The sequence below is a fragment of the Antricoccus suffuscus genome (assembly GCF_003003235.1).
Lineage (GTDB): Bacteria > Actinomycetota > Actinomycetes > Mycobacteriales > Antricoccaceae > Antricoccus > Antricoccus suffuscus.
This window is the reverse complement of sequence record NZ_PVUE01000003.1, coordinates 21,644-44,993: the sequence shown is the minus strand read 5'-3', so window position 1 is coordinate 44,993 and position 23,350 is coordinate 21,644. Positions and strand designations below refer to the sequence as shown.

The following is a 23,350-nucleotide window of genomic DNA, read 5'->3' as shown; positions in this document are numbered from 1 at the left end:
ACGCGGCGCCCGAATTATGCGCTCAGCCGAAAAATATGCGAGCGATCTGTCGGTGTGACTGACTACCGTGATGGGGTGAGCAACGCAAACACCCCACACGAACCCGCCCCTACCCCCGACCGCCGGCTGATGCTGGTCCACGCGCATCCGGACGACGAGTCCAGCAGCACCGGCGGCACGATGGCGCGCTATGTCGCCGAAGGCGCAGCCGTCACCCTTGTGACGTGCACGCTCGGTGAGCTCGGCGAGGTTGTCCTACCGGAGTTAGAGCACCTGCACGCCGACCGGGACAACGCGCTTGCGCCACGCCGTCTCGAGGAGCTGACAAAGGCGATGGCCGAGCTTGGCGTCACCGATTTCGTCCGGCTTGGTGGCGACGGGCGCTGGCGTGACTCCGGGATGGCGTACGACGAAAACCACGGGGTGATCCCGGTCCCCGATCCGCACGACGACTCGTTTTGGAATGCAGACCTACTGGAGGCGGCAAACGAGCTGGTCTCGCTGATCCGGGACCGCCGTCCGCAGGTGCTGATCACCTACGACCAGAACGGGCACTACGGGCACCCCGACCACATCAAGGCCCATCAGGTGGCGACGTACGCCATTTCGCTCGCGGCTATTCCGTCGTACCGTCGCGATCTTGGCCCGGCATGGCAGGTCGACCGCACGCTGTGGATCGCGATGTCTGCGGGCGTGATCCGCACGATGATTAAGCAGGCCCGCGACGCAGGCGAGTCCAACGAGTTCTTCGATTCGTTTGATCTCGAATCCGACGAGCCGCCATTGATGAGCGTCGATGACTCCGATATCGCGGTCCGGGTCGATGGATACCCCTATGCGGCCCATCGCTTCGGCGCTCTGCGGGCCCACGCCACGCAGATCCGCGCCGACGAGTTTTTCTTCAAGTTTCAGGATGCTCCGCCCGGGCCCGTGTGGGGCGAATGCTTCCGATACGCCGGAGGGGTGCCGTTCGACGGTCCGGCCGACGACATCTTTGCGGGCCTCCAGACCTGATCGAACGCACCTTTCTCTTGACATCGGGTGTCGCGAGTCTATAGTTAAGTCATTCATTAATTAAGGAGTCGCTTACATGCGGGGTTCGGACGATCCTTTGAGCACCGTCTTTGCGGCGCTCGCCGATCCGACTCGTCGCGCGATCCTGTCGCGGCTGGCGGAAGGCCCGACCACGGTCGGCGAGCTCGCTACCCCGTTCGCGGTGAGCAAGCCGGCGATCTCGCAGCACCTCAAAGTGCTCGAGACGGCGGGCCTGATCGAACGCACGACGCATGCGCAGTGGCGCACCTGCACCCTGCGCACCGAGCCATTGGACGAGGTCTCGACCTGGGTCGATCACCATCGCCGCCACTGGAACGAGCGCTTCGACCTGCTCGACGAGCGACTCCAAGAGCTAAAGAAAGGGAAGCCTCATGGCTGACAAAAGCGCTACCCAGCAGAAGGAATTCACCATCACCCGCGTCTTCGACGCGCCTCGTGAGATCCTCTGGCGGGCCTGGACCGATCCCGATGAAGCCGCCCAGTGGTGGCATCCGCGCAACGTGCGGACGCCTCGCGAGTCCGTGCGCATCGACGCGCGCGTCGGTGGCAGTTACGAATACATGATGATCGCGCCGGACGGCACCGAGTTTCCGACGTCCGGCGAATACCTCGAAGTTGTCGAGCCTGAGCGCCTCGTCTTCACCTGGGGCATGCCCACCGACTCCGAGGCGCCCGTGATCACCGTTGTCCTGACCGAGACCGCCCCGGGCCAGACCGAGATGATGTTTCACTTGCGCGGCGCCGACGGTCAACCAGGCGACTACGGCGTGTACGACGGCTGGGCGTCGGCGTTCGAGATCCTCACCGAGCATCTCAGCTAAATTCGTCAGCGCCCGACTGCGGCGATGCTGGTCAGCGAGCGCTCGCCGGCCGGATCGTCGTCGGTGCACGAAGGTACGACGACAATCTCGTCGATACCAGCGGCTCGATAGTCCGAGATCCGCTGGCGCACATGGCTTTCCGAGCCGATCAGGCTCACACCATCGATCAATTCGTCCGGGATTCGCTCGAGCAGTTCGCGTGGATGCGGTCGTCGGCGAGCGAAGTCGACCAGGTCTCCAAATCCAGCACGGGCAAACATCTCGGCATACCCAGGCGCCATCAGATAGCCCACGAGACCGGTGCGAAGCTGCAACATCGCCGCCCCACTGGAGTGTGGCGCCGCACAGACCCACATCGCCACTGGCGGACGCACGCGTCCGACTTCCCCGCAATATTCGGAAAACTCATCGACAAGAAGCTTCGCGGTCGGTACGTCGACCAGGTTGATCACCAACCGGTCGGCGTGCTCCGCAGCCGCCATGAGCGCGCGCGGCCCAAATGCGGCCATCGAGATCGATGTCTGCGGCGGCGCAAGCCGGAGGTGATAACCGTTGGTGCTCAGCACTTCGCCGTTAAACTTGACCTTCTCGCCGTGCAGTAGGCTCCGGACTGCCCGCGCCGACTCGACCAGCGCCTCAGTGGCCCGCCCGCGTGACCGGCCGTGCCACGCCTCGACAACGTGCGTGCTCGACGTGCCGAGGGCCAGATGGGTTGCCCGTCCCGTGAGGTCCGCAACCGATGCAACGCCCATCGCAAGCATCATCGGGTCACGCACGGTCACGGCCATCGCGCCCAGCACTAAGGGGATCCGAGCGGTCTGTAGTCCGACGGCGGTGCCGAGAGCAAACGCGTCGTATGTCGCCATCTCGCCGACCCACAGCTCGTCGTAGCCAAGCCGATCGGCGTGCTGTGCCACGGCGAGCGATTCCTGTGGCGGCCGATCCTGCCAGAGGCCGAGCGAGATGCTCAGTCGTTGCTCGCGGCTCATCCGAGCATCGACCTGACTTCCCGCTTGAGGATCTTGCCGACCGGGTTACGCGGCAGAGCCTCGACGATGTGCAGCGACTCCGGCAATTTGTAAGACGCGATCTGGCTGCCACGCAAGAACTCGACGAGTGACTCGAGCGTGGGCGGCGCCCCGGCGCTGGACACGATGACGGCGCAAACCCGCTCGCCGTACACCTCGTCCGGTACGCCGACGACCGCCACCTCGGCGACCGCGGGATGGCCCACGAGCAGTCCCTCGACTTCCGCGGCAGAGATGTTTTGCCCGCCTCGGACGATGATGTCTTTCGCACGGTCGAGGTACTTGAGGTAGCGCAGGTCGCCGCTGTCGTCGGCGACATACTGGAAAAGGTCGCCGGTGCAGAAGTAGCCGTCCTCGTCAAACGCGTCCGTCGATCCGGTGCCGGGCCAGTAACCGGCGAACACTCCGGGCCCTTTGATTCGGAACTCACCGGTCCTATCCGCCTCATCAATCTGCTGGCCGGTCCCGAGATCGACGATGCGCGAACGCATGCCATGTGCACCGGTGTTGGGCCACTCGTGCGACGGCGACCCGAACCGCGGGAACAGTGTCGCGCGAAGGTCCTGGTCGGGCACCGTCTTGGGGTCGCCGGCGATGCAAACTCCCTCATTGGATCCGAAGCAGTTGATGATCTCGATGCCGAACCGGTCTTTCCAGCCATTAGTCATGTGCGGCGACAGCGGCGCCGATCCGGACCCGACGATCCGCAGCGAGTCGAATACGACAGCCGGGATGTCCTCACGGGCGAGCACCATCATCAGCAACGCCGGAGGCGCAACCGTATAGGTCACTCGGTGGGCGGCCAGCTGGCCGAAGAACGTCTGCGGGTCGAACGGGTGATGTTGCACGAGCGTCGCGCCGGTGATCAGCCACGGCACGAACATTCCCGCTATACCTGCCATATTGACCATCGGAAACGGATTGAGCAATACGTCGTTCCCCGTGAGCTCGGCCGCGTCGATGCTGGCGTACGCCATCGGATACCAGTCGTTTGCGCATCGCGGGACACCTTTGGGCGCGGCCTCGGTGCCGGACGTCCAGCACACGGTTACGCAGTCGTTACCGTCGGGCTCCCGATCGAACTGTGCTGGCGCGGCTTCGGACACGAGCCGGTCGAGCGACAGTACGCCGTCCGGCCGTTCGTCGCCGTATGCCAAGATCGACTGCACAGAGGGGATCTTGGCCGCTGCTACCTCGGCCGCCAGCGCCCGGTCCGCGAAGGCAGTCACCGTAACGAAGACTTTCGGTTTTACCGCCGCGCAGATCTGCAGGTACTCGTGCTGGCGGTATTGCACCGGGCATGGCGACACGATGGCGCCGAGCTTCGCGACCGCAAGGTAGAGCGCGGCAAGCTCGACCCGGTTGGGTAAGGCGCACGCGACCACGTCGTCGGCGCCGATGCCGTAGTCGCGCAAGACTGCCGCGAGCCGATCGGTGTAATCGCCGAGCTCTCGCCAAGTCCACTGCTGAGGCGGCGTACCGCACAGCGCCTCAAGGTTGGCCGGATCGACGATCGCGAGCTTGTCCGGGGTCGCGGCGATGTGCGCGTCGAGCATCTGCGGCCACGTCGGCGCGCCCCAGTAGCCGGCCTCGACGTAGTCGCGGACCCGTTCCTCGGGATGCAGCTTCACGAGGCCGCCTTGCGCAGCTGGTCTTCGCGGACCCACGTGGCATGGAAACCGAGCGGCACTCGCTGCGGGAGTACGACGCGGGCTACCGGTCCGGCCGCGATATCGGACGCGTCGAGGACCTCGACTTCACTGTGTTGGTCGCGCTCATCGGTCACAAAGGACACGAGGTAGCCGTCGTCCTCGCCGGTCGAATTGTCTCGGGGCGCGAATGGCGACTCGCTGCCCCACCGCCCCTCGCCGTACCGATAGTGCTCCGAATCCCCGCTGTGCAGGTCATAGCGCACGATTCCGTCAAACAGCACCGTGTCGGCCTGCGCGATGTGCGCGTTGTAGGTGAACCGGTTGCGCTGGCCGACGACGCGCGAGTCAATGCTCGGAAACTCGGTGTTGTCGTCGTCGCGTGGGCCCTCGATCGTCTGCCCGGTCTTGACGTTGAACCGGTAGCGCCAGATGCGAGCGTCCATCTTCAGATAGGCGAGCATCTGCGCGAGCGGTGTCTTGATCTGAGCCTGAGCGTGCTGACCCTGACGCATCCTGCAGACGTCCATGACCACCTCGTCGCCTTCCTCCCAGGCGTTGACGACGTGGTAGATATAGCACGGTGACGCTTCAAACCAGCGCAACTTGCTGGCGTCGGAATAGCGCGGAATCACTGCAAAACGCGCTGGCAGCGTGTGGTCGAACTGGATCTTGTAACGCCCAGCCTGGCGCGCACGCTCATCCTGAATCAACGGCAGATCCATCAGTATGGCGTAGTTGTCGGTGATCCCCATGTCATGCGGCAACCGTGGTCCAGGCAGCTCGATATCGGTGACGTGCTTCTGTTTGCCGTCCGCGCCCATGACGCCGTACCGCATGTACGGCGCCTGCGGACCGTAGTCGAACCAGAACAGTTCACCGGTACGCTCGTCCACCTTCGGGTGCGCCATCATGTCGCCCACCAGCGTGCCTAAGAAGTCCTCCGCCCCGAGGGTGTCGAGCGAGAGCGGGTCAATCGCCATCGGCGCGCCACACAGGTACCACGTCGCGAGGACCTTGCCGCGGTGGTAGATCAGATCGGTGTTGGCCGAGTCCTTGATGTTGAGGCCGTGGCTGTTGCCGAACGGGTTGTTCTCGGGATTTTCGCTGACGCCGCTGAACAGCGCTCTGCCGGCTGCGCTTTCGGCCTTGAAGGCCTCGGTGCGCACCCACCGGTTTTGATAGCGGACCTTGCCGTTGTCGAAATGTATCGCGTGGATCATCCCGTCGCCGTCGAACCAGTGATAGCGACCGGGCGTCTCGTACTTGCGGTTAGGACCGTTGCGCAGGTATACGCCGTTGAGGTCCTTGGGAATCTCGCCAATAACCACCATGTCCTCGGCGCTGATCTCTTCATGAACCGGCGCGTAGATGCCTAGCAGGTAGGGGTTCTGCTCATCGCCCGTGACGCTGGCGACGGCCGTGGGCCGGGAGTTCTCGGTGATCGACATGGCGCGCTCCAATGGTCGATGGGCTTGAGACGACCCTAAGCGGCAAACCGCTCTTGTTCAATCGTCCGCGCCCAATCGCCAGAACGCGACACTCCGGCACAAATGTATGACTACGCAGCAAGAATTTCCCGAGGGTGATGCCGATCGGCACATATGTGGTTCCATCGTCCCTCGGATCCGCTAGAACGCGACGTCTGCGACTTTGGTGAGCGTCTGCTTCGCGCCGGGGTCACTTTCGGTGGAGGTGGGCTGGAAGATCAACTCATCGATCCCGGCCGCGGCGTACTGCGCGATCCGGGCGGTCACCATGTCCTGGTCGCCAATAATGCTGACCCCGCGGACCAGCTCGTCAGGTACCTTCGCCATCAGTTCCCGCGGGTGTGGCCTCGTCCGCGCGTAGTCGATGAGCTCGCCATAGCCCGCCTTCGCGAACATGTCACTGTAGCCCGGTGCCATCAGGTAGCCGACCGTTGCGGACCGGAGTTGTTCGAACGCCGCTTCGTCCTGGTCGACCGCCGTACCGACCCACAGGGCCACCGGCGGCACCTCCCGGCCGGCGTCCTTGCAGTACGCCGAGAACTGGTCGATCACTGACTTCGCCGTGTCGGCATCGAGCAAATTGAGCACCAGCCGGTCGGCGTACTGTGCGGCCATCTTCAGGGCATAGGGCCCGAAGGCTGCCATCGTCACCGGCGTCGCGGGAGTGCCAAGCCGCAGCTTGAAGCCATTGGTGCTGAGCACTTTTCCGTTGAGCCGCGACTTCTCGCCCGCCAATAGCGAGCGCAGCGCCTGCGCCGACTCGCCAAGCGCGGTGCCGCTGTGCTCCCGGGAGCGACCGTGCCACGTCTCGACGATGAAGTTGCTCGACGTACCAAGACAGGCCGACACGGTGCGTCCGGTCAGCGCCTGAACTGACGAGATTCCGCGGGCGATCATGGCTGGGTCACGCACTGTGACCGGCAACGCGCCGAGCACCATCTCGATCTGTTCGGTCTGTAGGCCGATGTAGGTCGCGAGCGCGAACACGTCGTACGCCGCGGCCTCGGGCAGCCAAAGCGACGCGTAGCCCACCGCGTCAGCGTGTTTGGCTACCTCGATGACCTCATCTTGCGGCCGTCCCATCCAAGTCTGCGGCGTGACTCCGAACTTCATCGGTTCTCCTTGAGTTGGCGAGTGTCGTAACAACGTACGACGGTCGCCTGCTCACGGTGCGCCGCCCCTACCGTCGGGCCAAGCGAGCCGACGTCCTCGCTTCCTTGTCACACGAAATTTAATGGCGCAGCGGATGGCGGAACCGGTCGAGCGTTAGCCACACGAACCCGGCGGTGATCACCATGCCGCTGAGGGCATGCAACGCCCCGAACCACTTGCTGACATCAAATCCAAGCCCGACGAGCAGACCCTGCACCGCAAACAACAGGATCGCCAGCACCAGCGGAATTGCCCACACCTTCCAGTTCACCATCGTCACGATGCCCAGTATCAGCAGTGCCAGCGCGAGGTACTGCAAGATCGTCCCGTTCATGGCGTGCGGGCCGAACGCCGCCTCTCCGGCCTCCTTGTTACCCGGACGTTCCTCGACGCCCCAGAAACCGAGCGCGGCGAGCGCGACCTGTACGGCGCACAACATTACCCCCAGTAGCGCGCCCCATGCCTGCACTCGATCCGCAACAACGCGGTAGTGCGGTGCGGCCTTGGCCGTCGCCTTTTGTCCACGCAGAACTGCAGTGTTCATCTCTCCCCCTTGTTACTTTCGCCAATATTTGGCGACTGTGTGACAATTCGCAGCTATCCGGCGGTGACCGTCCCGGTAGAACCGTCGACCGTCACGATCTGACCGTCGTGCAGTACGGCGGTCGCCGTCCCGGTGCCTAGTGCCGCCGGCAATCCGTATTCGCGGGCAACGATCGCGGCGTGTGACAGCACCCCGCCGACATTGGTGATGAGTGCCGATGCGACTCCGAACAGCACGGACCACGCCGGGTCTGTCGTGTGGCAGACCAGCACGTCACCCTGTTGTATCCGGTCGAAATGCGATACGTCAGTGATCACCCGGACCGGACCGGTGTAGCGGCCGGGCGCGCCCGCCGTACCGACGAGAAGCGCATCGGTGTGCTCTTCGGGCTTCTCGGCATCGCCGAAGCGCGACCACAGGAGCGCCGCATTCAGCTCGCGCGCCGACCGCGGAAGGCCGCGAATGTCCGGCGGCGGCGCCATCTCGGGCCCGACACTGATAGGTCCGGGGTGCTGCCGGGCCCACGCCCGTTCCGCCGTCGCCTTGATCACCAACTGATGTAGGTCCGTGTCGTCGCCCAAAGCACGCGACAGTACGTCGAACTCGAGCTGCACCGCGTCTTCGGCCCGGTCGAGCCGGCCGGCCGCGACGAGCCGCCGTCCGATCTCCAACGCGATAGGCCGGACAAGCGCGGCCGGCATCGACGCGGTCCAGAATGCGGAGTCCTCCCGCAGGCAGTAGCTGGCCAGTACGTCGTTGTAGGCGCGTTCGAATTCCTGCCGGTCCCGCGCCCGACGCCCCGCCAACAAGCGGCGCGCGTCGTCGATCGCCGCTTGGCGTACGTCGGCTGTCTGCCCGCTAAGGTCGGGGCGGCCATCGAGCAGCAGCCTGCTCAACAGCACCGGCCGCTCCCGCAACGTCGGCGAGCCGGGGTCGTCGCTGATGTTTCGGTCGGCGTACCGGTCACACCAGTCGTCAAAAGCGGCGCCTAGAGAAGGCGAGTACGCCCGAATCGTGCTGCCCGGGTCGGCGCCGGCGGCCAGCGCGGCGCACAGCTCCGGCGACTCCTGTACCTGTGCCGCGAGGTCGTGCAGTTCCTCCGACGGCGCGGACGTCACCGCGGACGTCCCCGACACGAGGTCCAGCGCACGCGCGGTGTCCCAGCCGAAGAGCCTGTGGCACAACGCAACGAGCCGATAGAGCGGCACGATGTGCGGCGGCATCAAGCGAAAATGCAGGCGGATTGTTTCCTCAACGAAGGCGCCAAGGCGATCGAAGTGCGCGGCGAGCTCGGAGTTGCTGAGCCCGTCGATTGCAACGGAACGATGCTCCGCGACGCGACGCTCGATATCGGGACGCCAGACGTCGTACCAGCTACGTACCGTCTCATTGAGCCGTTCACGGTCTGCGGCCCGGCCGGCGGTTCGCATCCGGGTCCGCATCGAAGGCACCACCCGGGCGACGACGGCGAGCACCCACCACGGCGGGGGCCGATCTTCCGGTTTGCCGTGGAAAGGCAACAGCTGCTGGTAGATCTCGCCGCCGATCGAACGCACCTCGACCCGGTCGATCATCGCTCCGTAACGCCGGAACATCCCACCCAGGCCGACGCCGATGCATCGCTCGACGATCGACGCTCCCAACGCCGTCATCGGCTCGGCGTACCGGTCGGTCTCCTTAAACCACGGCCCGGGCGGCAGTTCGACGGCCGGCGCGGTCGGCAACGCGGTGATCGGGCGAGCCTGCAGCACCATCAGGAGGCCGGACTGCATCGCCCACTCGATGTCCTGCGGGCATCCCAGACGCGCTTCAACCCGACGGGCGAGTACGGCGACCGAGCGAGCCTGCGCGGCGGTGAGCGCACCGTTATCGACCCGCACCGGCGTCGCCGTCGTCCCGGCGACGACCCATTCGTCGGGATTCGTCGTACCGTCGACGACGCCAATGCCCAGGCCGGGAACGGCCGAGACCAACACCTCGTTGCGGTCGCCGGTGACCGGGTTGGCCGTGAACGCCACGCCCGCGATATCTGGCGACAGCTGCCGCTGGACCAGCACGGCCATCGAAGTATCGGCCGCAGATCGGTACGAGCGTGCTCGATCGGCATTCGCGGACGCCCAACACTTCTCTATCGCGGCGCACAGGTCGGTGCCACCACGTACGTCGAGGATGGAGTCGTACTGGCCGGCGTACGACGCGTGCGGCAAGTCCTCGTCGATGGCGGACGATCGCACTACTACCGTGTCGCCGGCGAAGTGGTCGGCGATCGTCGCCACCGCCGCGGCCACAGAGGAATCCGTCTCGATCGAGTGCCTTTGTGGTCTGCCGCCGCCCCCGCCGTCGCAGCAATCCACAAAGGCGCTCGTCGTGAGGACGATTCCCTCGGGCACCGCGAAACCCGCGTTGATCAACTCGGCCAAGGTGGCGGCCTTGCGTCCCACCTTGGCGACGTCGTACTCGCGGACGCGCGCGAGACTGACGACGTACCGATCATCGGTTACCGGGCTCATCTCTATCCCCCAGCGGATTCGAAGTGCACGATCAGCATGCGCCGCCACCGTTGTCGCCGGTATCGGCACAATTGCGTATTCGCGCCGTTACGTACCCGGGCGGCTCTCATCCAACAGCCCGGAGTCGGCGAGATAGCGCGTCAACGCGACCCTCGAGTTGAGGCCGAGACGGGCATAAATACGGTCTAGGTGCGTAGTCACCGTGCGTGGGCTGATAAATAGCTCGGTAGCGACATCAGCGTTGCTGCGCCCGGAGGCCACGAGCCGCGCGACCTCCAGCTCACGCGTGCTGAGCGGGCTGCCGGTTGCATGGTGTGAACGCCCCCGCGACGGCGTCGTGCCTAGGTCGCGCAAAAGCTCCCTGGCCAGTTTCGAGTGCCGTGCGGCGCCAAGCCGGTCGAACACAACCAGCGCGGCGGTCCCGTCCCGGACCGCCGACGTCGTGTCGGTACGCCGCAGTGCAGTGGCGCGCGAGAGTCTCGCTCGTGCCGCGTAGTACGGCGTACCCACCCGGTCGAAGGCGTCGGCGGCGCGCGCGAGTAACGCCTCGGAGTGTTCCGGCAGCGCGAGGCCGTCCACCCAGTCGGCGATCGCGGCCGGAAACTCCGTGCCGCAGGATTTCAGTGAGCGCAACCGACCGGTAAGCTCTGTCGCCTCCGCCGCTTGACCGCTGGTAGCGAGCGCGACGGCCAGTGGTTCGAGGGCGACGATGGGATACCACGCGATGGCGAGGTTGGCCAACGGTGCGCCGAGCTCTGCGGCTAGGGACAGATGGCCCTCAGCGAGCGCGAGCGTCGTACTCGCCACGACGACGTTCATGTTGGTGCTGCTCGGCCCACGTCCGCCCCTGGCGATCTCGGTCGCGCGATCGAGATACTGACGAGCCTCGGTCAGCCGGCCGCGGTGCGCGAGTAGCCATGCATACATCGCGTGCGAGCTGACCCGCCCCCGATGGTCGCCGTACTGGTGTCCCAGCTCAATCACCTCGCCGGCCGTCGCCAGCGCGGAGTTCCAGTCGCCTGCGAGAAAATCGGCCATCATGAGCCTGCTGCGCGGCCACGCCTCCATCATCGGCGCACCCAGCTGCGTCGCGATCTTCAGGCTTGCCGCACTGAAACGGCGTAGTCGCTCGATATCGGCAGCCGACGCCGCGACAATCGAAAACTGGTCGTAGGCGCGGGCCTCGAGCATCGGCTGCCCGGCTGCTCGCGCAGCGGTCAATGCAAGCTCGTTGCTGGCGTCCGCCCGTTCAAAATCGGTGACCGCGAAAGCATTGAACGCTTCGGCCAGATAGGCGCGCGCACTGAACTCGGGCGCGCCGAGCTCGTCGGCGAGCCGACGCAGTTCGGCCGCGGTTGCAGTGACCTCTTCGGCATCACCCAGCCGGGTCGCCATCATTGTCCGTGCGTGCATCAACTCGGCGTGCTCCGCGCTCGGTTGGCTCTGCGCGAGCGATTGGCCGGCCTCGTCCAGATGCTGCCTGGCCCCGGTCAAGTCGCCCGCGGACCAAGTCAGCATTCCCAGCTCGCGGTGCGCCCGGCTCGTCCCGAGCGGGTCGGCGTTTGCCACATAAATGGTGAGGGCGTCCGTCCAGTAACCGCGCGCGACGTCCAATCGCCCCGCCGTCCGCGAAAGGTCCCCAAGCTCTCCGAGAATCTGCGCCTGAAGGTCGATCGGATCCGTCGTGGCGGCCGTCAGCGCGATCTCCAGATAGCGGACCGCGTCGTCGACCGCGCCGACCGATCGCGCATGATGCGCACCGACGAGCAGAAGTGGCAACGCTTCATCGTCGGGTATCACGTCGCCGGCGAGAATGACATGCTCAGCGCATGCCGGATTATTCGGCTCTACATCGGCGATTGTCCTAGCAAGACGGGCGTGCAACAGCTGTCGCTGGATCTGCGTCAACCGCGCCATCACCGTATCGATGAGCATCCGGTGGGCGAGGACGTAACCGCGATCGGACGACACGATCAGATGCCGACGTTCGAGCCGATCGATTGCTGCGGTCAACGCCGGATCGGCGAGATCGCACGCGGCCCGCAGCAACCGCAGATTGCAGGCGTCGACTGCGGTGGCGAGGATCCGGGTGATCGCCCTTTCATCATCATCCAGCGTGGCCAGCCGCGAGCCGAGCTCGTCTTGGATGTCTCGTGGGAGCGTAATCCGCGAGCTGTTAAGGACAAAATTCGTCGGCCGCTCGGCCAACCGTTCGGCGTCGTTGAGCGTGTGTGCCAAGGACTCGAGAAACAACGGCCGGCCGGCGCATCGAGCAATCACCTCGTCGAGGAGGTGGACGCCGGCGGGTCGGCTCAGCGCTCTAGCGAAAAGATCAGCAGATTCGCTGTCACTTAACGGATCCACCTGGACTCGATCCAACCACCACGGCGACGTACTGAGGTGGTGGAGGAGTACGCGCATCGGCTTGGCCGCCGCTCGGTCCGGCTGCGCGGTCAGTACGACGAGCACCGGCGCACCAGTCAAGGAGTCAGTGAGGTGACGCAACAGCGACGCGCTCGAGGCGTCCATGAAGTGCGCGTCATCAACCAGGAGCGCCATCGGACGAAGGCTCGCAAGTCGTTCGATGAGGCAGGCCATCGCGCTCAACAGCCGTACGCGTTCCACCTCCGGATCGCCGACCGGCCGCACCGCGCTAAGACCGAGACCGGCGAATAACAGTCCTAACTGCGACAGGTCCAACAACAGCGAGTCGCGCTCGTCGCGCTCGAGGCGACCAAGATAGCCGCTAAAAGCACCCACGAACGGCCCGTACGCCAGGTCGCGGTCCAGCTCGGTGGCTCGGCCACGGAACGTCGCGAACCCGGCCGCCGCGGCACTATCCAGCGCCTCGTATGCGAGCCGCGTCGTACCGATCCCCTCCAGACCGGTGAACAGCAGGATCCCGGGAGCGCCACTCGCCACCGATGCGACCGCGGACTCGATCCGGGCAAGTTCAGCGCAGCGTCCGATGAACGCCCCGCCATTCGGCGGGCCATCACCGCTTTGCGAAGCGCGCATTTTGCTACCCCCGCGACCGCATTCGCTGCGCCGCCCGACCAATCCACCGGGAAGGTCGAGCCGGTACATATTCGGTATAGCAGAGTGCGCGGCGGACCGACACCGTCGCGACCGGCGCGGGTCGCCGTACCCTTGGAGCATGTCTGTCGTGAAGATCAACGCCATCTCGGTGCCGGACGGCGCCGGACCCGAACTCGAGAAGCGCTTCGCCGCGCGGAAGCACGCGGTCGATTCATCACCGGGTTTCGAAGGATTTCAGCTGCTACGCCCGACCAAGGGCGAGACGCGCTATTTCGTCGTGACCACGTGGGAGACCGAAGAAGCCTTCCGCGACTGGGCTGACAAGCGCGCTCCCGCGGCGCACACGGCCGCCCAAAACGGACAGTCAGTGGTCGCAACCGGCGCCGATCTCCTCGAGTTCGAGATCGTCGACCTCGAGGATTAGTCGCGCCGTCACCCCACGATGCGTCTTAGGTGCAACAGATTGACTCACCATTGAGTCGATCTGTTTCACCTAACGCGGCACACAATGCCAAATGGCCCCCGACGCTGACGTCGGGGGCCATTTCACTTGGCGGTGGCGGTGGGATTTGAACCCACGGTAGGTTGCCCTACACAACATTTCGAGTGTTGCACCTTCGGCCGCTCGGACACGCCACCGCGAAAAAGGGTACGCGATCACCCGGCCCGCCCCGGCACCACCCCGCGATCCGTCACGAAAGTCCGCTCATCCGTCACGAAAGTCCGCTCATCCGTCACTCGCGCCCCGCCGATCGGCGAAAAAGTCCCGCACAAGATCGGCGCACTCGGCACTGACGTCCGGCGCGAGATCCCAGGGCCCGAGGACTTCGGGGCGGTGGTTGTTACGCGGGTCCCGTACGACGTCCCACACCGAACCCACCGCACCAGTCTTCGGCTCTGCCGCGCCAAACACGATCCGGTCGACCCGCGCCAGCACCGCTGCGCCCGCGCACATCGTGCACGGTTCCAGCGTGACGACCAGAGTCAGGCCGTCCAGCCGCCAGTTGCCCAGCGCCGATGAGGCCGCCCGGATCGCCACGATCTCAGCGTGCGCGGTCGAGTCGCCGTCCCGTTCGCGGGCATTGAAACCGGTCGCGACCACGAGGCCGGCGGAGTCGACCAGTACGGCGCCGACCGGTACGTCGCCCGACTCGAGCGCCCGCTGACCCTGGCCGATCGCGGCACGCATCGCCCCGTCGTACGCCGCCCCAGCCGCAAAACTCATGCGCCAAGGTTACGGCTCTAGATAGCGGCACACCTGGATGGCTAATCTCTACTGCATGGCGACACTCACGAAACCCACCGTCGCGGTCCTCGGCCTCGGCCTGATCGGTGGCTCACTCGCGCTCAAGGCGCAGTCCCTCGGGTACGACGTACGCGGCTTTTCACGGGACCCGGACACCCGCGCCGCAGCGAACGACGCCGGAATCGGCACGGCCGACAGCCAGGACGAGCTCCTGCAGCAGCTACCGGACCACGCCCTCGTCGTACTCGCCGCGCCGCTCGAACCGGTGCTCGAGATGCTTCCCAAGGTGCTGGACCAGACGCCTGAGTCGGTCACCGTGACCGACGTCGTGTCGGTGAAGTCGCCGCTGCGCGACGCCGCCGCCCGTACGCCGCACGCGCACCGGTTTGTCGGCGCGCATCCGATGGCCGGTACGTCGGAATCCGGGTTTCACGCCGCGAGAGTTGATCTGCTGGACAGCGCGCGCTGGGTGCTCACCCTCGACCGGCGCACGGACCTCACCCGGTGGGCGCAGGTCGCGCAGATCGTCACCGCGACAACCGGGCAGATCACCCCGGCCTCAAGCGACGCGCACGACCGGTCGGTGGCCTGGATCAGTCACCTGCCGCACATCCTCGCCGAGACGCTCGCGATCGGCAGCGACTGGCAGCCCGCGCTCGGCCTCGGCGCCGGATCGTTTCGCGACGCCACTCGAGTCGCCTCCACGCGACCGGAACTGGTCGAGGCGATTATCGCCGGTAACCCGCACCTGGATGCGACGCTCGGCAACTACATCGAACAACTCATGCAGGCACGCGAGCTACTTCGCACCGGCGATGTCGCCGGGCTACTCACCGACGGGCACCAGGCTCGGCGCCGATGGGAGCAGATCAAGGACGAGGCACTCGACCAAGGTCAAGTCATCGTCCACCTAGATGCGCCGGATGCCGCCGAACGCCTGATCGCGATCGGTACGACGGGCGGATATGTCGTTTCATGCACTACGGCGCGGGCCACTGCACTAGTCTTTGAGCCGGAGAAATAGGTGCATCCGAAGTCCCGCAGCCGTAGACCGCCCGAGTGAGGCTCCGCCATGCAATTCAACAAGAACGCCCAGATCGACACGTCACAGATTTCGGACGTGCGCGGTAGCGGAGGTGGAGGCGGTGGCGGCGGTATTCGCCTGCCGGGCGGGATCGGCGGCAGCGCAGGTGGTCTCGGCGTCGTTGGGGTCATCATCTTCATCGTTATGCAATTCCTCGGCGGTGGCGGGGGCGGACTGTTCGGTAACGACGGCAGCTCCGCTCAGGGTGCGTCGCCACAGGTCGGCGGCGGTGACATCGCCACCTGCCAGACCGACCCCAACGCCGTCGACCGCACTGACTGCAGGCTCAATCTCATCGTCAACAGCGTCCAGCAGTTCTGGAACGGCTACCTCCCGGGCCACACCCCTCAGCACGTCCCTTACGAACCGTCGATCACGCAACTGTTCAGCCAGGGCACCAACACCGGCTGCGGCCAAGCGACGTCAGCAGTCGGCCCGTTCTACTGCCCAAATGACAAGGTCGTCTACATCGACCCGTCGTTCTTCGACACGATGCTGCAGCAGCTCGGCGCCCAGAACGTCCCATTTGTGCAGGCGTACGTCGTCGCCCACGAATACGGCCACCACATCCAGGACCTGCTCGGCACCTTGTCACAGGCCCAGGACGGGCAGAGCGGGGCCAACAGCAGCTCCGTACGCATCGAGCTGCAGGCCGACTGCTACGCGGGCGTGTGGGCCAATCATGCGACCGGCACAACGGACAGCCAAGGCGTCAAGATCATCACCGAGATCACCGACGCGGACATCAAGGCGGGCCTCGACGCAGCGCAAGCCATCGGAGACGACCACATCCAGTCGCAAGGCGGGGGCGGGGTCAACCCGGAGTCCTTCACCCACGGCACATCGGCCCAGCGCTACAAGTGGTTCAAGCGCGGCATCGACTCCGGCGATATGGCCAAGTGCGACACCTTCAGCGGAAGCATTTAAGACGTGCATCCAATCGGCGAGCGTCTGATCACGGACCTTCGTCAGCAACTCCAGAGTGTCGCCGATCGTTCGCGTGCCCCCAAAATGCAGGCATACATGAAATCTGCGATGCCCTACTACGGCGTACCCATGCCGACGGTACGCAAGATTTCCCAACAGGCCTTCGCGCAGCACACCCTCCCGGACGTCACGTCGTGGCGGCAAACGGTGCGCGCGATGTTCGACAATGCCCGGTTTCGTGAGGAGTGGTACGCCGCGGTCGCGCTGAGCGGTTACCGCGCGTACGACGTATATCAGCGGCCCGCCGCCGTACCTCTGTATAAGCACCTCATCACTCACGGCGCGTGGTGGGACATCGTCGACGAGGTGGCCGGCAATCGGATCGGCGTACTACTCAAGCGCTACCCCGCCAAGATCACGCCTACTTTGCTTACCTGGTCGCAAGACTCGGACATGTGGCTGCGGCGTACGTCGATCATCGCGCAGCTCGCGATGCGTGAGCAGACCGACACCGAGCTACTCTCGGCCGCTATCGAGCCCAACCTCGGCGACAAGGAGTTCTTCATCCGCAAGGCCATCGGGTGGGCACTTCGGCAGTACGCCAGGCACGACCCCGAGTGGGTGCGTGACTATGTCGCGGCGCACGAAGGCGAGCTATCCGGGCTGAGCAAACGAGAGGCGCTCAAGCACCTCTAACCGAGCTCGGAGCGGTACTTCGAGTGCTCCACGGCGATACACGCGTCCATCACTACGGTGAGTCCCGCATCGGTCGCCTTCTGCGCAGCGTCTTGATCGGCGACGCCGAGCTGGCCCCACACAGCCTTGGCTCCCACGCTGATCGCCTCGTCCGCAACGGCCGGAAACTGCGAAGACCGGCGGAACACATCGACGATGTCCGGCACGACGGGCAGGTCCGCGAGCGAGTCGTAGGCCTTCTCCCCCAATACCTCCTCGACGGTCGGATTGACGTAGTAGAGCTCGTACGACGCCCGCGCCTTCAGATAGCGCGCGATCTCGTTGGAGGAACGCTCCGGGTTCGGCGAGGCCCCGACGATCGCGATCGTCTTGGCATCACGCAACAGCGCGAACCGCTCGGCCTCGGTCGGTTGGGTCCAGGTCGTCATGCCTCAGACAGTACGCCGGCGACCGGCGACGCGGCCGACAGGCGATCCGCCTTCAGAGGCCGAAAAGAGGCGCGACCCGGCCACTCGCTGATAGATTTCACGCGGCGCGTGTGCGCTTCGGCTGGTTACTCGTATTCGTGTCTGGAAGGACCAAGAATGAACGCCTGGCGCAGCTACCTCGCCGAATTCGTCGGTACTGGAATTCTCGTCATGGCCGGCGTCGGCGCTGCGGTCCTCGGCGGCACCGGTGTGGGCCACCTCGGCGTAGCGCTCGCGTTCGGTCTCACACTGACCTTCCTCGTCTATGCCATCGGTCCGATCTCCGGCTGTCACGTCAATCCAGCCGTCACGGTCGGGCTCATGGTGACCAGCAAGATCGCCGTCAAGGACGCCATCGCCTACGTCGTGGCGCAACTGCTGGGTGCGATCGCGGGTGCCGCAGTCATCTTCGGCGTCGCGAGCGGTCGACCCGGCTACCACTCGGGCGTCGATCGCCTTGCGCCCAACGGATGGGGTACGGCGAGCCCGGACGGCTACTCCCAGACCTCCGCGTTCGGCATCGAGATCGCGCTGACGTTTGTGATGGTCTTCGTCGTTCTCGCCGCAACCGACCGGATCGGCACGGCCGCGAGCGCGAGCGTCGGGATCGGCTTCACCCTCGCGGTCGTCTATCTCGTGAGCATCCCGGTCACCGGCGGTTCGGCCAACCCGGCACGGAGCCTGGGATCGGCGGTGTTCTCCGGCGGTACGGCGCTCGGTCAACTGTGGCTGTTCATCGTCGCGCCGCTGATTGGTGCCGTGATCGGCGCGTTGTTCTACAACCTGATCTGGGGGCAGGACAAGATCGAGATCGAAGGTGTCCTCAACGTGGATGGCCGCAGCGCCGAGGATCCGCTGAACCGTACGCCGGAAGCAATCAGCGCTCCGTTGGCGCCCGGGCCCGCAGCGCCTGACGCGCCGTAGCGCACTTGGTGCAAACGTGACGGCGTCAGTCGTTATTGCGGGGAGCGTCCCAATCGATGTCGACGCCAGCGGCGACCAGATGACGACGTACCCGCTCGATGTCATCCCCTGACGGCAGTTCGTTGGTCACCTTGGTGATCAGCACCTGAGCATCCACCCTAGAGATCGGCGCCGCATCGTTGGCGGTTACTTGCTCTGCCACCCACTCGACCTGTTCGTCGGTCAGCCTGCGTGCGAGTAGCGCGATCAGCGGGAACCGATCTTGCGGCGGCACTCCTTGCGGATAGCCCAGGCGCAGCCAGTCGAGGATCGCAGTCAAAATGCCCGGGCGCGGGCGATCACCCGAAACTCCAGACTCGTCCGCGGCGCTCACGACAGTTTCCTCTCGCCCACGGTCAGCCCAGTCCTATTGCGTTGAGTACGCCGTCGCCGCCTACGAGTACGGCGAGCCCAAACAGCACGGCCACGACAACGACGCCGAAGCACGCGATTCCGGCGACACGCCTCCCGACGGTGGGTGCTGTGGATACGGCCCCATCCGACGCTGCCGGGCTCTGGAGACGCATTCCAATGGCGAAGATCGCCGGAAGTCCGGCACCGAGCAGGATCCCAACAGACAGGACCTTCCAGATCGGGGCGATGGTCGCGATGAAGTCCATTGCTAGCGCCCTTTCGCGTCGTCGTACGCTCTGGCCTCAGATGCCTGTATGCCCTTGTCGGTGAGCCTTCCGTCCACGGTCAACTCGCCCTCGCGCAACATCTTCGCGAGTCCCTCGTCGATCAAGGTGCCGGCCGGATGCTCGGCCGAAACCGGACGAGTGGGCTGGAGCGGGTTTTCCTCGGACCATTCGGCATTGACATTGTCGGCGCCGACGGGGGTCTTGCGAGACCGGCGGTAGATGAAGGTCGCCGAGACGACCAGAATCGCGAATACCACGAGTATGCCCAGCAGACCGTCGGCCGGGCCTTTGAGCAAGTTGGCGATCCACCAGCACGCGGCGCCGACCAACGCGGCTACCGGCAGTGTGATGATCCAACCGGCCGCCATTCGGCCGGCGACCTTCCAGCGGACCTCGGCGCCTTTCTTGCCGAGTCCGGTGCCGAGGATCGAACCGGTCGCGACATGGGTCGTCGACAGCGCCATACCCAGGTGGCTGGAGGACAAGATGACCGCCGCGGACGCGGATTCGGCCGCCATACCCTGCGGCGCACTGATCTCCACTAGTCCCTTGCCGAGGGTGCGGATAATGCGCCAGCCGCCAATGTAGGTGCCAAGGGCGATTGCTGCCGCGCATGCGAACTTGACCCAGAACGGGATGTCGCCATCCACGCTGACGGTCCCGTGTGCGACGAGCGCTAGGAAGATCACGCCCATCGTCTTCTGCGCGTCTCCGGTGCCGTGCGCGAGAGACACGAGCGAGGCAGAGCCGATCTGACCGATTCGGAATCCTTTTTCCTTCGCGCTTTCGGCGACGTTGCGGGTCAGCCGGTACACGAAGAAGGTGCCCAACGCGGCGACGATTCCCGCGACAACCGGCGCGAGTACGGCCGGCACGATGATGCTGCTGAGCACGAGTGGCCAGTCGACGCCGTTGCTGAACCCGAGTCCTGCGATGGCCGCACCGATCAGGCCGCCGAACAACGCGTGCGACGAGCTGGACGGGAGTCCGAGCAGCCAGGTGATCAGGTTCCAGAGGATGCCGCCGACGAGGCCGGCAAACACGATCATGATCAGCGCGTGACCGGAGAGTCCTGCTATCGGCTCTCCCGCGTGATGTACGACGCCGTCGGGTCCGGTCGTGTCTTTCGTGTACTGGATGTTGACGACTTTGGAGACTGTCTTGGCGACTTGAATCGACAGGAACGCGCCGACCAGATTGAGGACCGCGGAGATGGCGACGGCGACCTTGGGCTTGAGCGCCCCAGTGGCGATAGATGTGGCCATGGCATTGCCGGTGTCGTGAAAACCGTTGGTGAAATCAAACGCTAGTGCGGTTGCGACAACCAGAACCAGGATCACCATTTCGGCCATGCGTTAATGGTGCGGGCCAAAGCGTCCGCTGTCCAGCAAATCCGCGCCCAATGAGGCGTAGCAAACAGGCGGCCAGAAGGACATTTTGCCGCCAGTTCACCTCGCGTTCATCTGGGCACCTGAGTCGTACAAATGCGGGGTTCGGCAGCAGCATTTCGCCAGCGGCGCAGCGAAACGGCACACGTGTGGGGGTGCGAGGTCGGTCGCGACGTCAGCGCACGATCCGAGCGTGAGCGACACACCCGCGTTGAGCCTGCGTGAACCCCCGGCTACAGAACATGCGAGGCGCCAAGGCGCCAGTGCATACCCACGGATCGCGGGGGACTTTGTGACGGATCGCGGGGGACTTTGTGACGGATCGCGAGGGATTTTGTGACGGATCGCGGAAACTACCGACCATCGCCATTTTGCGCGCCCAAAGGGATTCGAACCCCTGACCTTCGGTTCCGTAGACCGACGCTCTATCCAGCTGAGCTATGGGCGCATTACGCGTGTTCTGTTGTGCACTGCCCGCGAGTGGCAGCGCCAAATAGTATCGCATACGTAAATCACGACACGCAGCGGAGGATCCGGGATTTGAACCCGGGAGGGGCGAACCCCAACCGCATTAGCAGTGCGGCGCCATAGGCCACTAGGCGAATCCTCCACGCTGACAATGCTCGACCCGGGCGCCGTGCGTCCTTGATTGCCGAGACCATCTGCAGCGGGTAAGAATACATGTGCCCGGCGGTTTCCCCCCACGCAGGTCAGGTGAGGAGGTCTTTGAACAGCGCGTAGCCGACGAAAGCCGCGATATCGAGGATCGAGTGCGCGACCACGAGCGGCATAACCCGGCCGCGCCGCTCGTACCAGAAACAGAACACCAGCCCCATCACGATGTTGCCGAGGAAGCCGCCGAACCCCTGGTAGAGGTGGTAGCTGCCACGCAGCAGCGACGATGCGGCGTACATCGCCCACCGGCTGGCGCCGAGTTGGCGCAGCCGAGTGAACAGGTAGCCGACGACGACTACCTCCTCGAGTACGGCGTTCTGAATCGCCGCGAGGATCAGGATCGGAAGGGTCCACCAGTGCGTGTTCAGCGCGGTCGGTACGACGGTCGCGTTGATGTTGAGCGCGACCGCGAGGTAGTAGAACGCGAGTCCGGGGATGCCGATGAGCGCGGCCAGTACGACGCCCTGCAGTACGTCGGCGCCCGCCGTACGCCGTCCTCGCCAGTCAAACCCGAGCAGCCGCATCGCCGAGTGACCCGGTCCGGACAGCAGGTACAGCGCCAGCAGGACGGGCATCAGCGCGAAGAAGATGCCCATCAGCTGGTAGGTCAGGTCCAGCAACGACTGCGTCGACTGCGACGAGTTGAGTGTCGCGGTCTGGCTGGACAGCTTCGTCGGCGCGGTGAGCCGGCCGATGATCGCGACGATCGAGTAGAGCGCAGACTGACCCAGCGACAGGCCCAGCACGATCCACACTTCACGGCGGATGCGCGGTCGATCGAGGGTCGGCATCAGTTCGGGATCGCTCACGCTGAGCATTCTGCCCTAACGGCGCACGCGCCAGACCCTCTTCCCCGCGCGCCTACTGCGCCCGCCACACCCCAGTGGCGCCGAAGTCCTCGAGCGTCTTCATGTGAGGTGTGATGTCGATACCGCGTGCGGCGAGCCACTCGTCGTCGTAGTAGCTGCTTCGATAACGCTCGCCACCGTCGCACAGCAGCGTCACGACGCTGCCCGTCTCACCCGCGGAACGCATCCGATCGATCACGGTGAGCGCGCCCCATAGGTTCGTTCCGGTCGACCCGCCGACGTGGCGCCCGGTCACCTTGGAGCACCAGCGCATCGCCGCGATCGAGGCCGCGTCCGGCACGCGTTGCATGTCGTCGATGACCCCAGCGACGAAGGACGGCTCGACCCGCGGCCGGCCGATGCCCTCGATCCGCGACGGCAGCCCCGTCGTCCAGTCCGAGGTGTCTTGCTCCCATCCGTCGTAGAACGCGGAGTTTTCCGGATCGACCACGTAGACACGCGTGGGGTGACGCCGATAGCGGACGAATCGCCCAATCGTCGCGGACGTTCCGCCGGTCCCCGCACTGACCACGATCCAGGTCGGGATGGGGTGTGTCTCACGCTGCATCTGCTCGAAGATCGATTCGGCGATGTTGTTGTTGCCGCGCCAGTCCGTCGCCCGCTCAGCGAAGGTGAACTGGTCCATGTAGTGCCCGCCGCACGAGGATGCGAGTTCGCGCGCCACGTCATAGATCTGCGGGGCGTGGTCCACCAGATGACAGCGCCCGCCGTACCACTCGATCAGCTCGATCTTCTCTGCGCTCGTCGTCGACGGCATCACCGCAACGAACGGCAGCCCGATCAATCTGGCGAAGTACGCCTCACTCACCGCCGTCGATCCGCTGGAGGCCTCGATGATGGTCGTCTTCGGGCCGACCCAACCGTTGCACAACGCGTATAGAAACAGCGAGCGCGCGAGTCGATGCTTGAGACTCCCGGTGGGGTGGACCGACTCGTCCTTGAGGTAGAGGTCGACGCCCGGTGGACCCGGTAGCGGGAACACGTGCAGATGGGTGTCCGCACTTCGGTTGGCGTCGGCCTCGACCCGACGCACCGCCTCGTCGACCCATCGTCGTTCCTCGGTCGACGTCTTCGGCATTAGCGGTACTCCTTGGTGTGCTGGCTC

At 65.2% G+C, this 23,350-nt stretch carries 22 protein-coding genes and 3 tRNA genes; 8 read left to right on the top strand and 17 right to left on the bottom strand.

What is annotated here, in order from left to right:
* Positions 1-75 precede the first annotated feature (75 nt).
* The 3 genes from mshB (at position 76) to CLV47_RS05310 (ending at position 1,877) form a co-directional block, all read left to right on the top strand.
* Positions 76-1,014, top strand: coding sequence for an N-acetyl-1-D-myo-inositol-2-amino-2-deoxy-alpha-D-glucopyranoside deacetylase (mshB, locus tag CLV47_RS05320; protein WP_202862401.1), 939 nt, complete (start codon positions 76-78; stop codon positions 1,012-1,014).
* A gap of 76 nt (positions 1,015-1,090) precedes the next feature.
* Positions 1,091-1,435: an ArsR/SmtB family transcription factor gene (locus CLV47_RS05315; protein WP_106347986.1), complete on the top strand. Its 345-nt coding sequence runs from the start codon at positions 1,091-1,093 to the stop codon at positions 1,433-1,435.
* Entirely contained in the window at positions 1,428-1,877 is a 450-nt protein-coding gene (locus CLV47_RS05310) for an SRPBCC family protein (RefSeq protein WP_106347985.1), read from the top strand. The genes CLV47_RS05315 and CLV47_RS05310 overlap by 8 nt, the downstream gene beginning before the upstream one ends.
* Positions 1,878-1,882: 5 nt before the next feature.
* On the opposite strand, the gene CLV47_RS05305 is transcribed toward CLV47_RS05310, so the two are convergent.
* From CLV47_RS05305 to CLV47_RS05275, 7 genes are all read right to left on the bottom strand, one after another.
* Complete coding sequence (locus CLV47_RS05305) at positions 1,883-2,866, bottom strand: LLM class F420-dependent oxidoreductase (RefSeq protein ID WP_106347984.1); 984 nt, start codon at positions 2,864-2,866, stop codon at positions 1,883-1,885.
* Positions 2,863-4,536 carry a class I adenylate-forming enzyme family protein gene (locus CLV47_RS05300; protein WP_106347983.1) on the bottom strand — a complete coding sequence of 558 codons (1,674 nt, stop codon included), beginning with the start codon at positions 4,534-4,536 and terminating at the stop codon, positions 2,863-2,865. Before CLV47_RS05300 ends, CLV47_RS05305 begins: the two co-directional genes overlap by 4 nt.
* On the bottom strand, positions 4,533-6,005 hold the full coding sequence (locus tag CLV47_RS05295) for a carotenoid oxygenase family protein (RefSeq protein WP_106347982.1): 1,473 nt from the start codon (positions 6,003-6,005) through the stop codon (positions 4,533-4,535). Before CLV47_RS05295 ends, CLV47_RS05300 begins: the two co-directional genes overlap by 4 nt.
* 180 nt (positions 6,006-6,185) lie before the next feature.
* Positions 6,186-7,157 carry an LLM class F420-dependent oxidoreductase gene (locus CLV47_RS05290; RefSeq protein ID WP_106347981.1) on the bottom strand — a complete coding sequence of 324 codons (972 nt, stop codon included), beginning with the start codon at positions 7,155-7,157 and terminating at the stop codon, positions 6,186-6,188.
* Between the two features lie 118 nt (positions 7,158-7,275).
* Positions 7,276-7,740 (bottom strand): hypothetical protein, encoded by a 465-nt coding sequence (locus tag CLV47_RS05285; RefSeq protein WP_106347980.1) that lies wholly within the window; start codon positions 7,738-7,740, stop codon positions 7,276-7,278.
* A 53-nt stretch (positions 7,741-7,793) separates the two neighbouring features.
* Positions 7,794-10,250, bottom strand: a complete 2,457-nt coding sequence (locus CLV47_RS05280; RefSeq protein ID WP_106347979.1) for a PEP/pyruvate-binding domain-containing protein — start codon at positions 10,248-10,250, stop codon at positions 7,794-7,796.
* A gap of 87 nt (positions 10,251-10,337) precedes the next feature.
* The gene (locus CLV47_RS05275) at positions 10,338-13,268 is read right to left on the bottom strand and encodes a helix-turn-helix transcriptional regulator (protein WP_170110965.1); all 2,931 of its coding nucleotides are present in this window, start codon (positions 13,266-13,268) and stop codon (positions 10,338-10,340) included.
* 139 nt (positions 13,269-13,407) lie between these two features.
* On the opposite strand from CLV47_RS05275, the gene CLV47_RS05270 reads away from it, so the two are divergent.
* Positions 13,408-13,713 (top strand): antibiotic biosynthesis monooxygenase family protein, encoded by a 306-nt coding sequence (locus tag CLV47_RS05270; RefSeq protein WP_106348172.1) that lies wholly within the window; start codon positions 13,408-13,410, stop codon positions 13,711-13,713.
* 127 nt (positions 13,714-13,840) lie between these two features.
* On the opposite strand, the gene CLV47_RS05265 is transcribed toward CLV47_RS05270, so the two are convergent.
* Both CLV47_RS05265 and CLV47_RS05260 read right to left on the bottom strand, forming a co-directional pair.
* A tRNA-Ser gene (locus tag CLV47_RS05265) sits at positions 13,841-13,928 on the bottom strand.
* Between the two features lie 88 nt (positions 13,929-14,016).
* The gene (locus CLV47_RS05260; protein WP_106347977.1) at positions 14,017-14,514 is read right to left on the bottom strand and encodes a nucleoside deaminase; all 498 of its coding nucleotides are present in this window, start codon (positions 14,512-14,514) and stop codon (positions 14,017-14,019) included.
* 37 nt (positions 14,515-14,551) lie between these two features.
* Between CLV47_RS05260 and CLV47_RS05255 the strand changes: the two genes are divergently transcribed.
* The 3 genes from CLV47_RS05255 to CLV47_RS05245 are packed head-to-tail and all read left to right on the top strand — an operon-like array spanning position 14,552 to position 17,242.
* The gene (locus tag CLV47_RS05255) at positions 14,552-15,559 is read left to right on the top strand and encodes a prephenate dehydrogenase (protein WP_106347976.1); all 1,008 of its coding nucleotides are present in this window, start codon (positions 14,552-14,554) and stop codon (positions 15,557-15,559) included.
* Positions 15,560-15,607: 48 nt separating this feature from the next.
* Positions 15,608-16,546 (top strand): KPN_02809 family neutral zinc metallopeptidase, encoded by a 939-nt coding sequence (gene ypfJ, locus CLV47_RS05250; RefSeq protein WP_106347975.1) that lies wholly within the window; start codon positions 15,608-15,610, stop codon positions 16,544-16,546.
* A 3-nt stretch (positions 16,547-16,549) separates the two neighbouring features.
* Positions 16,550-17,242, top strand: coding sequence for a DNA alkylation repair protein (locus tag CLV47_RS05245; RefSeq protein ID WP_238145245.1), 693 nt, complete (start codon positions 16,550-16,552; stop codon positions 17,240-17,242).
* Here CLV47_RS05245 and CLV47_RS05240 read toward each other — a convergent pair.
* Positions 17,239-17,670, bottom strand: coding sequence for a CoA-binding protein (locus CLV47_RS05240; RefSeq protein ID WP_106347974.1), 432 nt, complete (start codon positions 17,668-17,670; stop codon positions 17,239-17,241). The two genes, CLV47_RS05245 and CLV47_RS05240, sit on opposite strands and share 4 nt — an antisense overlap.
* Before the next feature lie 156 nt (positions 17,671-17,826).
* Between CLV47_RS05240 and CLV47_RS05235 the strand changes: the two genes are divergently transcribed.
* Positions 17,827-18,633, top strand: coding sequence for an aquaporin (locus CLV47_RS05235; protein ID WP_106347973.1), 807 nt, complete (start codon positions 17,827-17,829; stop codon positions 18,631-18,633).
* Positions 18,634-18,658: 25 nt separating this feature from the next.
* On the opposite strand, the gene CLV47_RS05230 is transcribed toward CLV47_RS05235, so the two are convergent.
* The 7 genes from CLV47_RS05230 to cds1 form a co-directional block, all read right to left on the bottom strand.
* On the bottom strand, positions 18,659-19,006 hold the full coding sequence (locus CLV47_RS05230) for a DUF3349 domain-containing protein (RefSeq protein ID WP_202862400.1): 348 nt from the start codon (positions 19,004-19,006) through the stop codon (positions 18,659-18,661).
* 22 nt (positions 19,007-19,028) lie between these two features.
* Entirely contained in the window at positions 19,029-19,292 is a 264-nt protein-coding gene (locus CLV47_RS05225; RefSeq protein WP_106347972.1) for a hypothetical protein, read from the bottom strand.
* 2 nt (positions 19,293-19,294) lie between these two features.
* Positions 19,295-20,665, bottom strand: a complete 1,371-nt coding sequence (locus tag CLV47_RS05220) for an inorganic phosphate transporter (RefSeq protein WP_106347971.1) — start codon at positions 20,663-20,665, stop codon at positions 19,295-19,297.
* A 410-nt stretch (positions 20,666-21,075) separates the two neighbouring features.
* Positions 21,076-21,149 (bottom strand) — tRNA-Arg (locus tag CLV47_RS05215).
* A 77-nt stretch (positions 21,150-21,226) separates the two neighbouring features.
* Positions 21,227-21,311, bottom strand: a tRNA-Ser gene (locus CLV47_RS05210).
* 100 nt (positions 21,312-21,411) lie between these two features.
* Positions 21,412-22,185 carry a CPBP family intramembrane glutamic endopeptidase gene (locus CLV47_RS05205; RefSeq protein ID WP_202862399.1) on the bottom strand — a complete coding sequence of 258 codons (774 nt, stop codon included), beginning with the start codon at positions 22,183-22,185 and terminating at the stop codon, positions 21,412-21,414.
* 52 nt (positions 22,186-22,237) lie between these two features.
* Entirely contained in the window at positions 22,238-23,323 is a 1,086-nt protein-coding gene (cds1, locus tag CLV47_RS05200) for an L-cysteine desulfhydrase Cds1 (protein WP_106347970.1), read from the bottom strand.
* Positions 23,324-23,350: the final 27 nt, after the last annotated feature.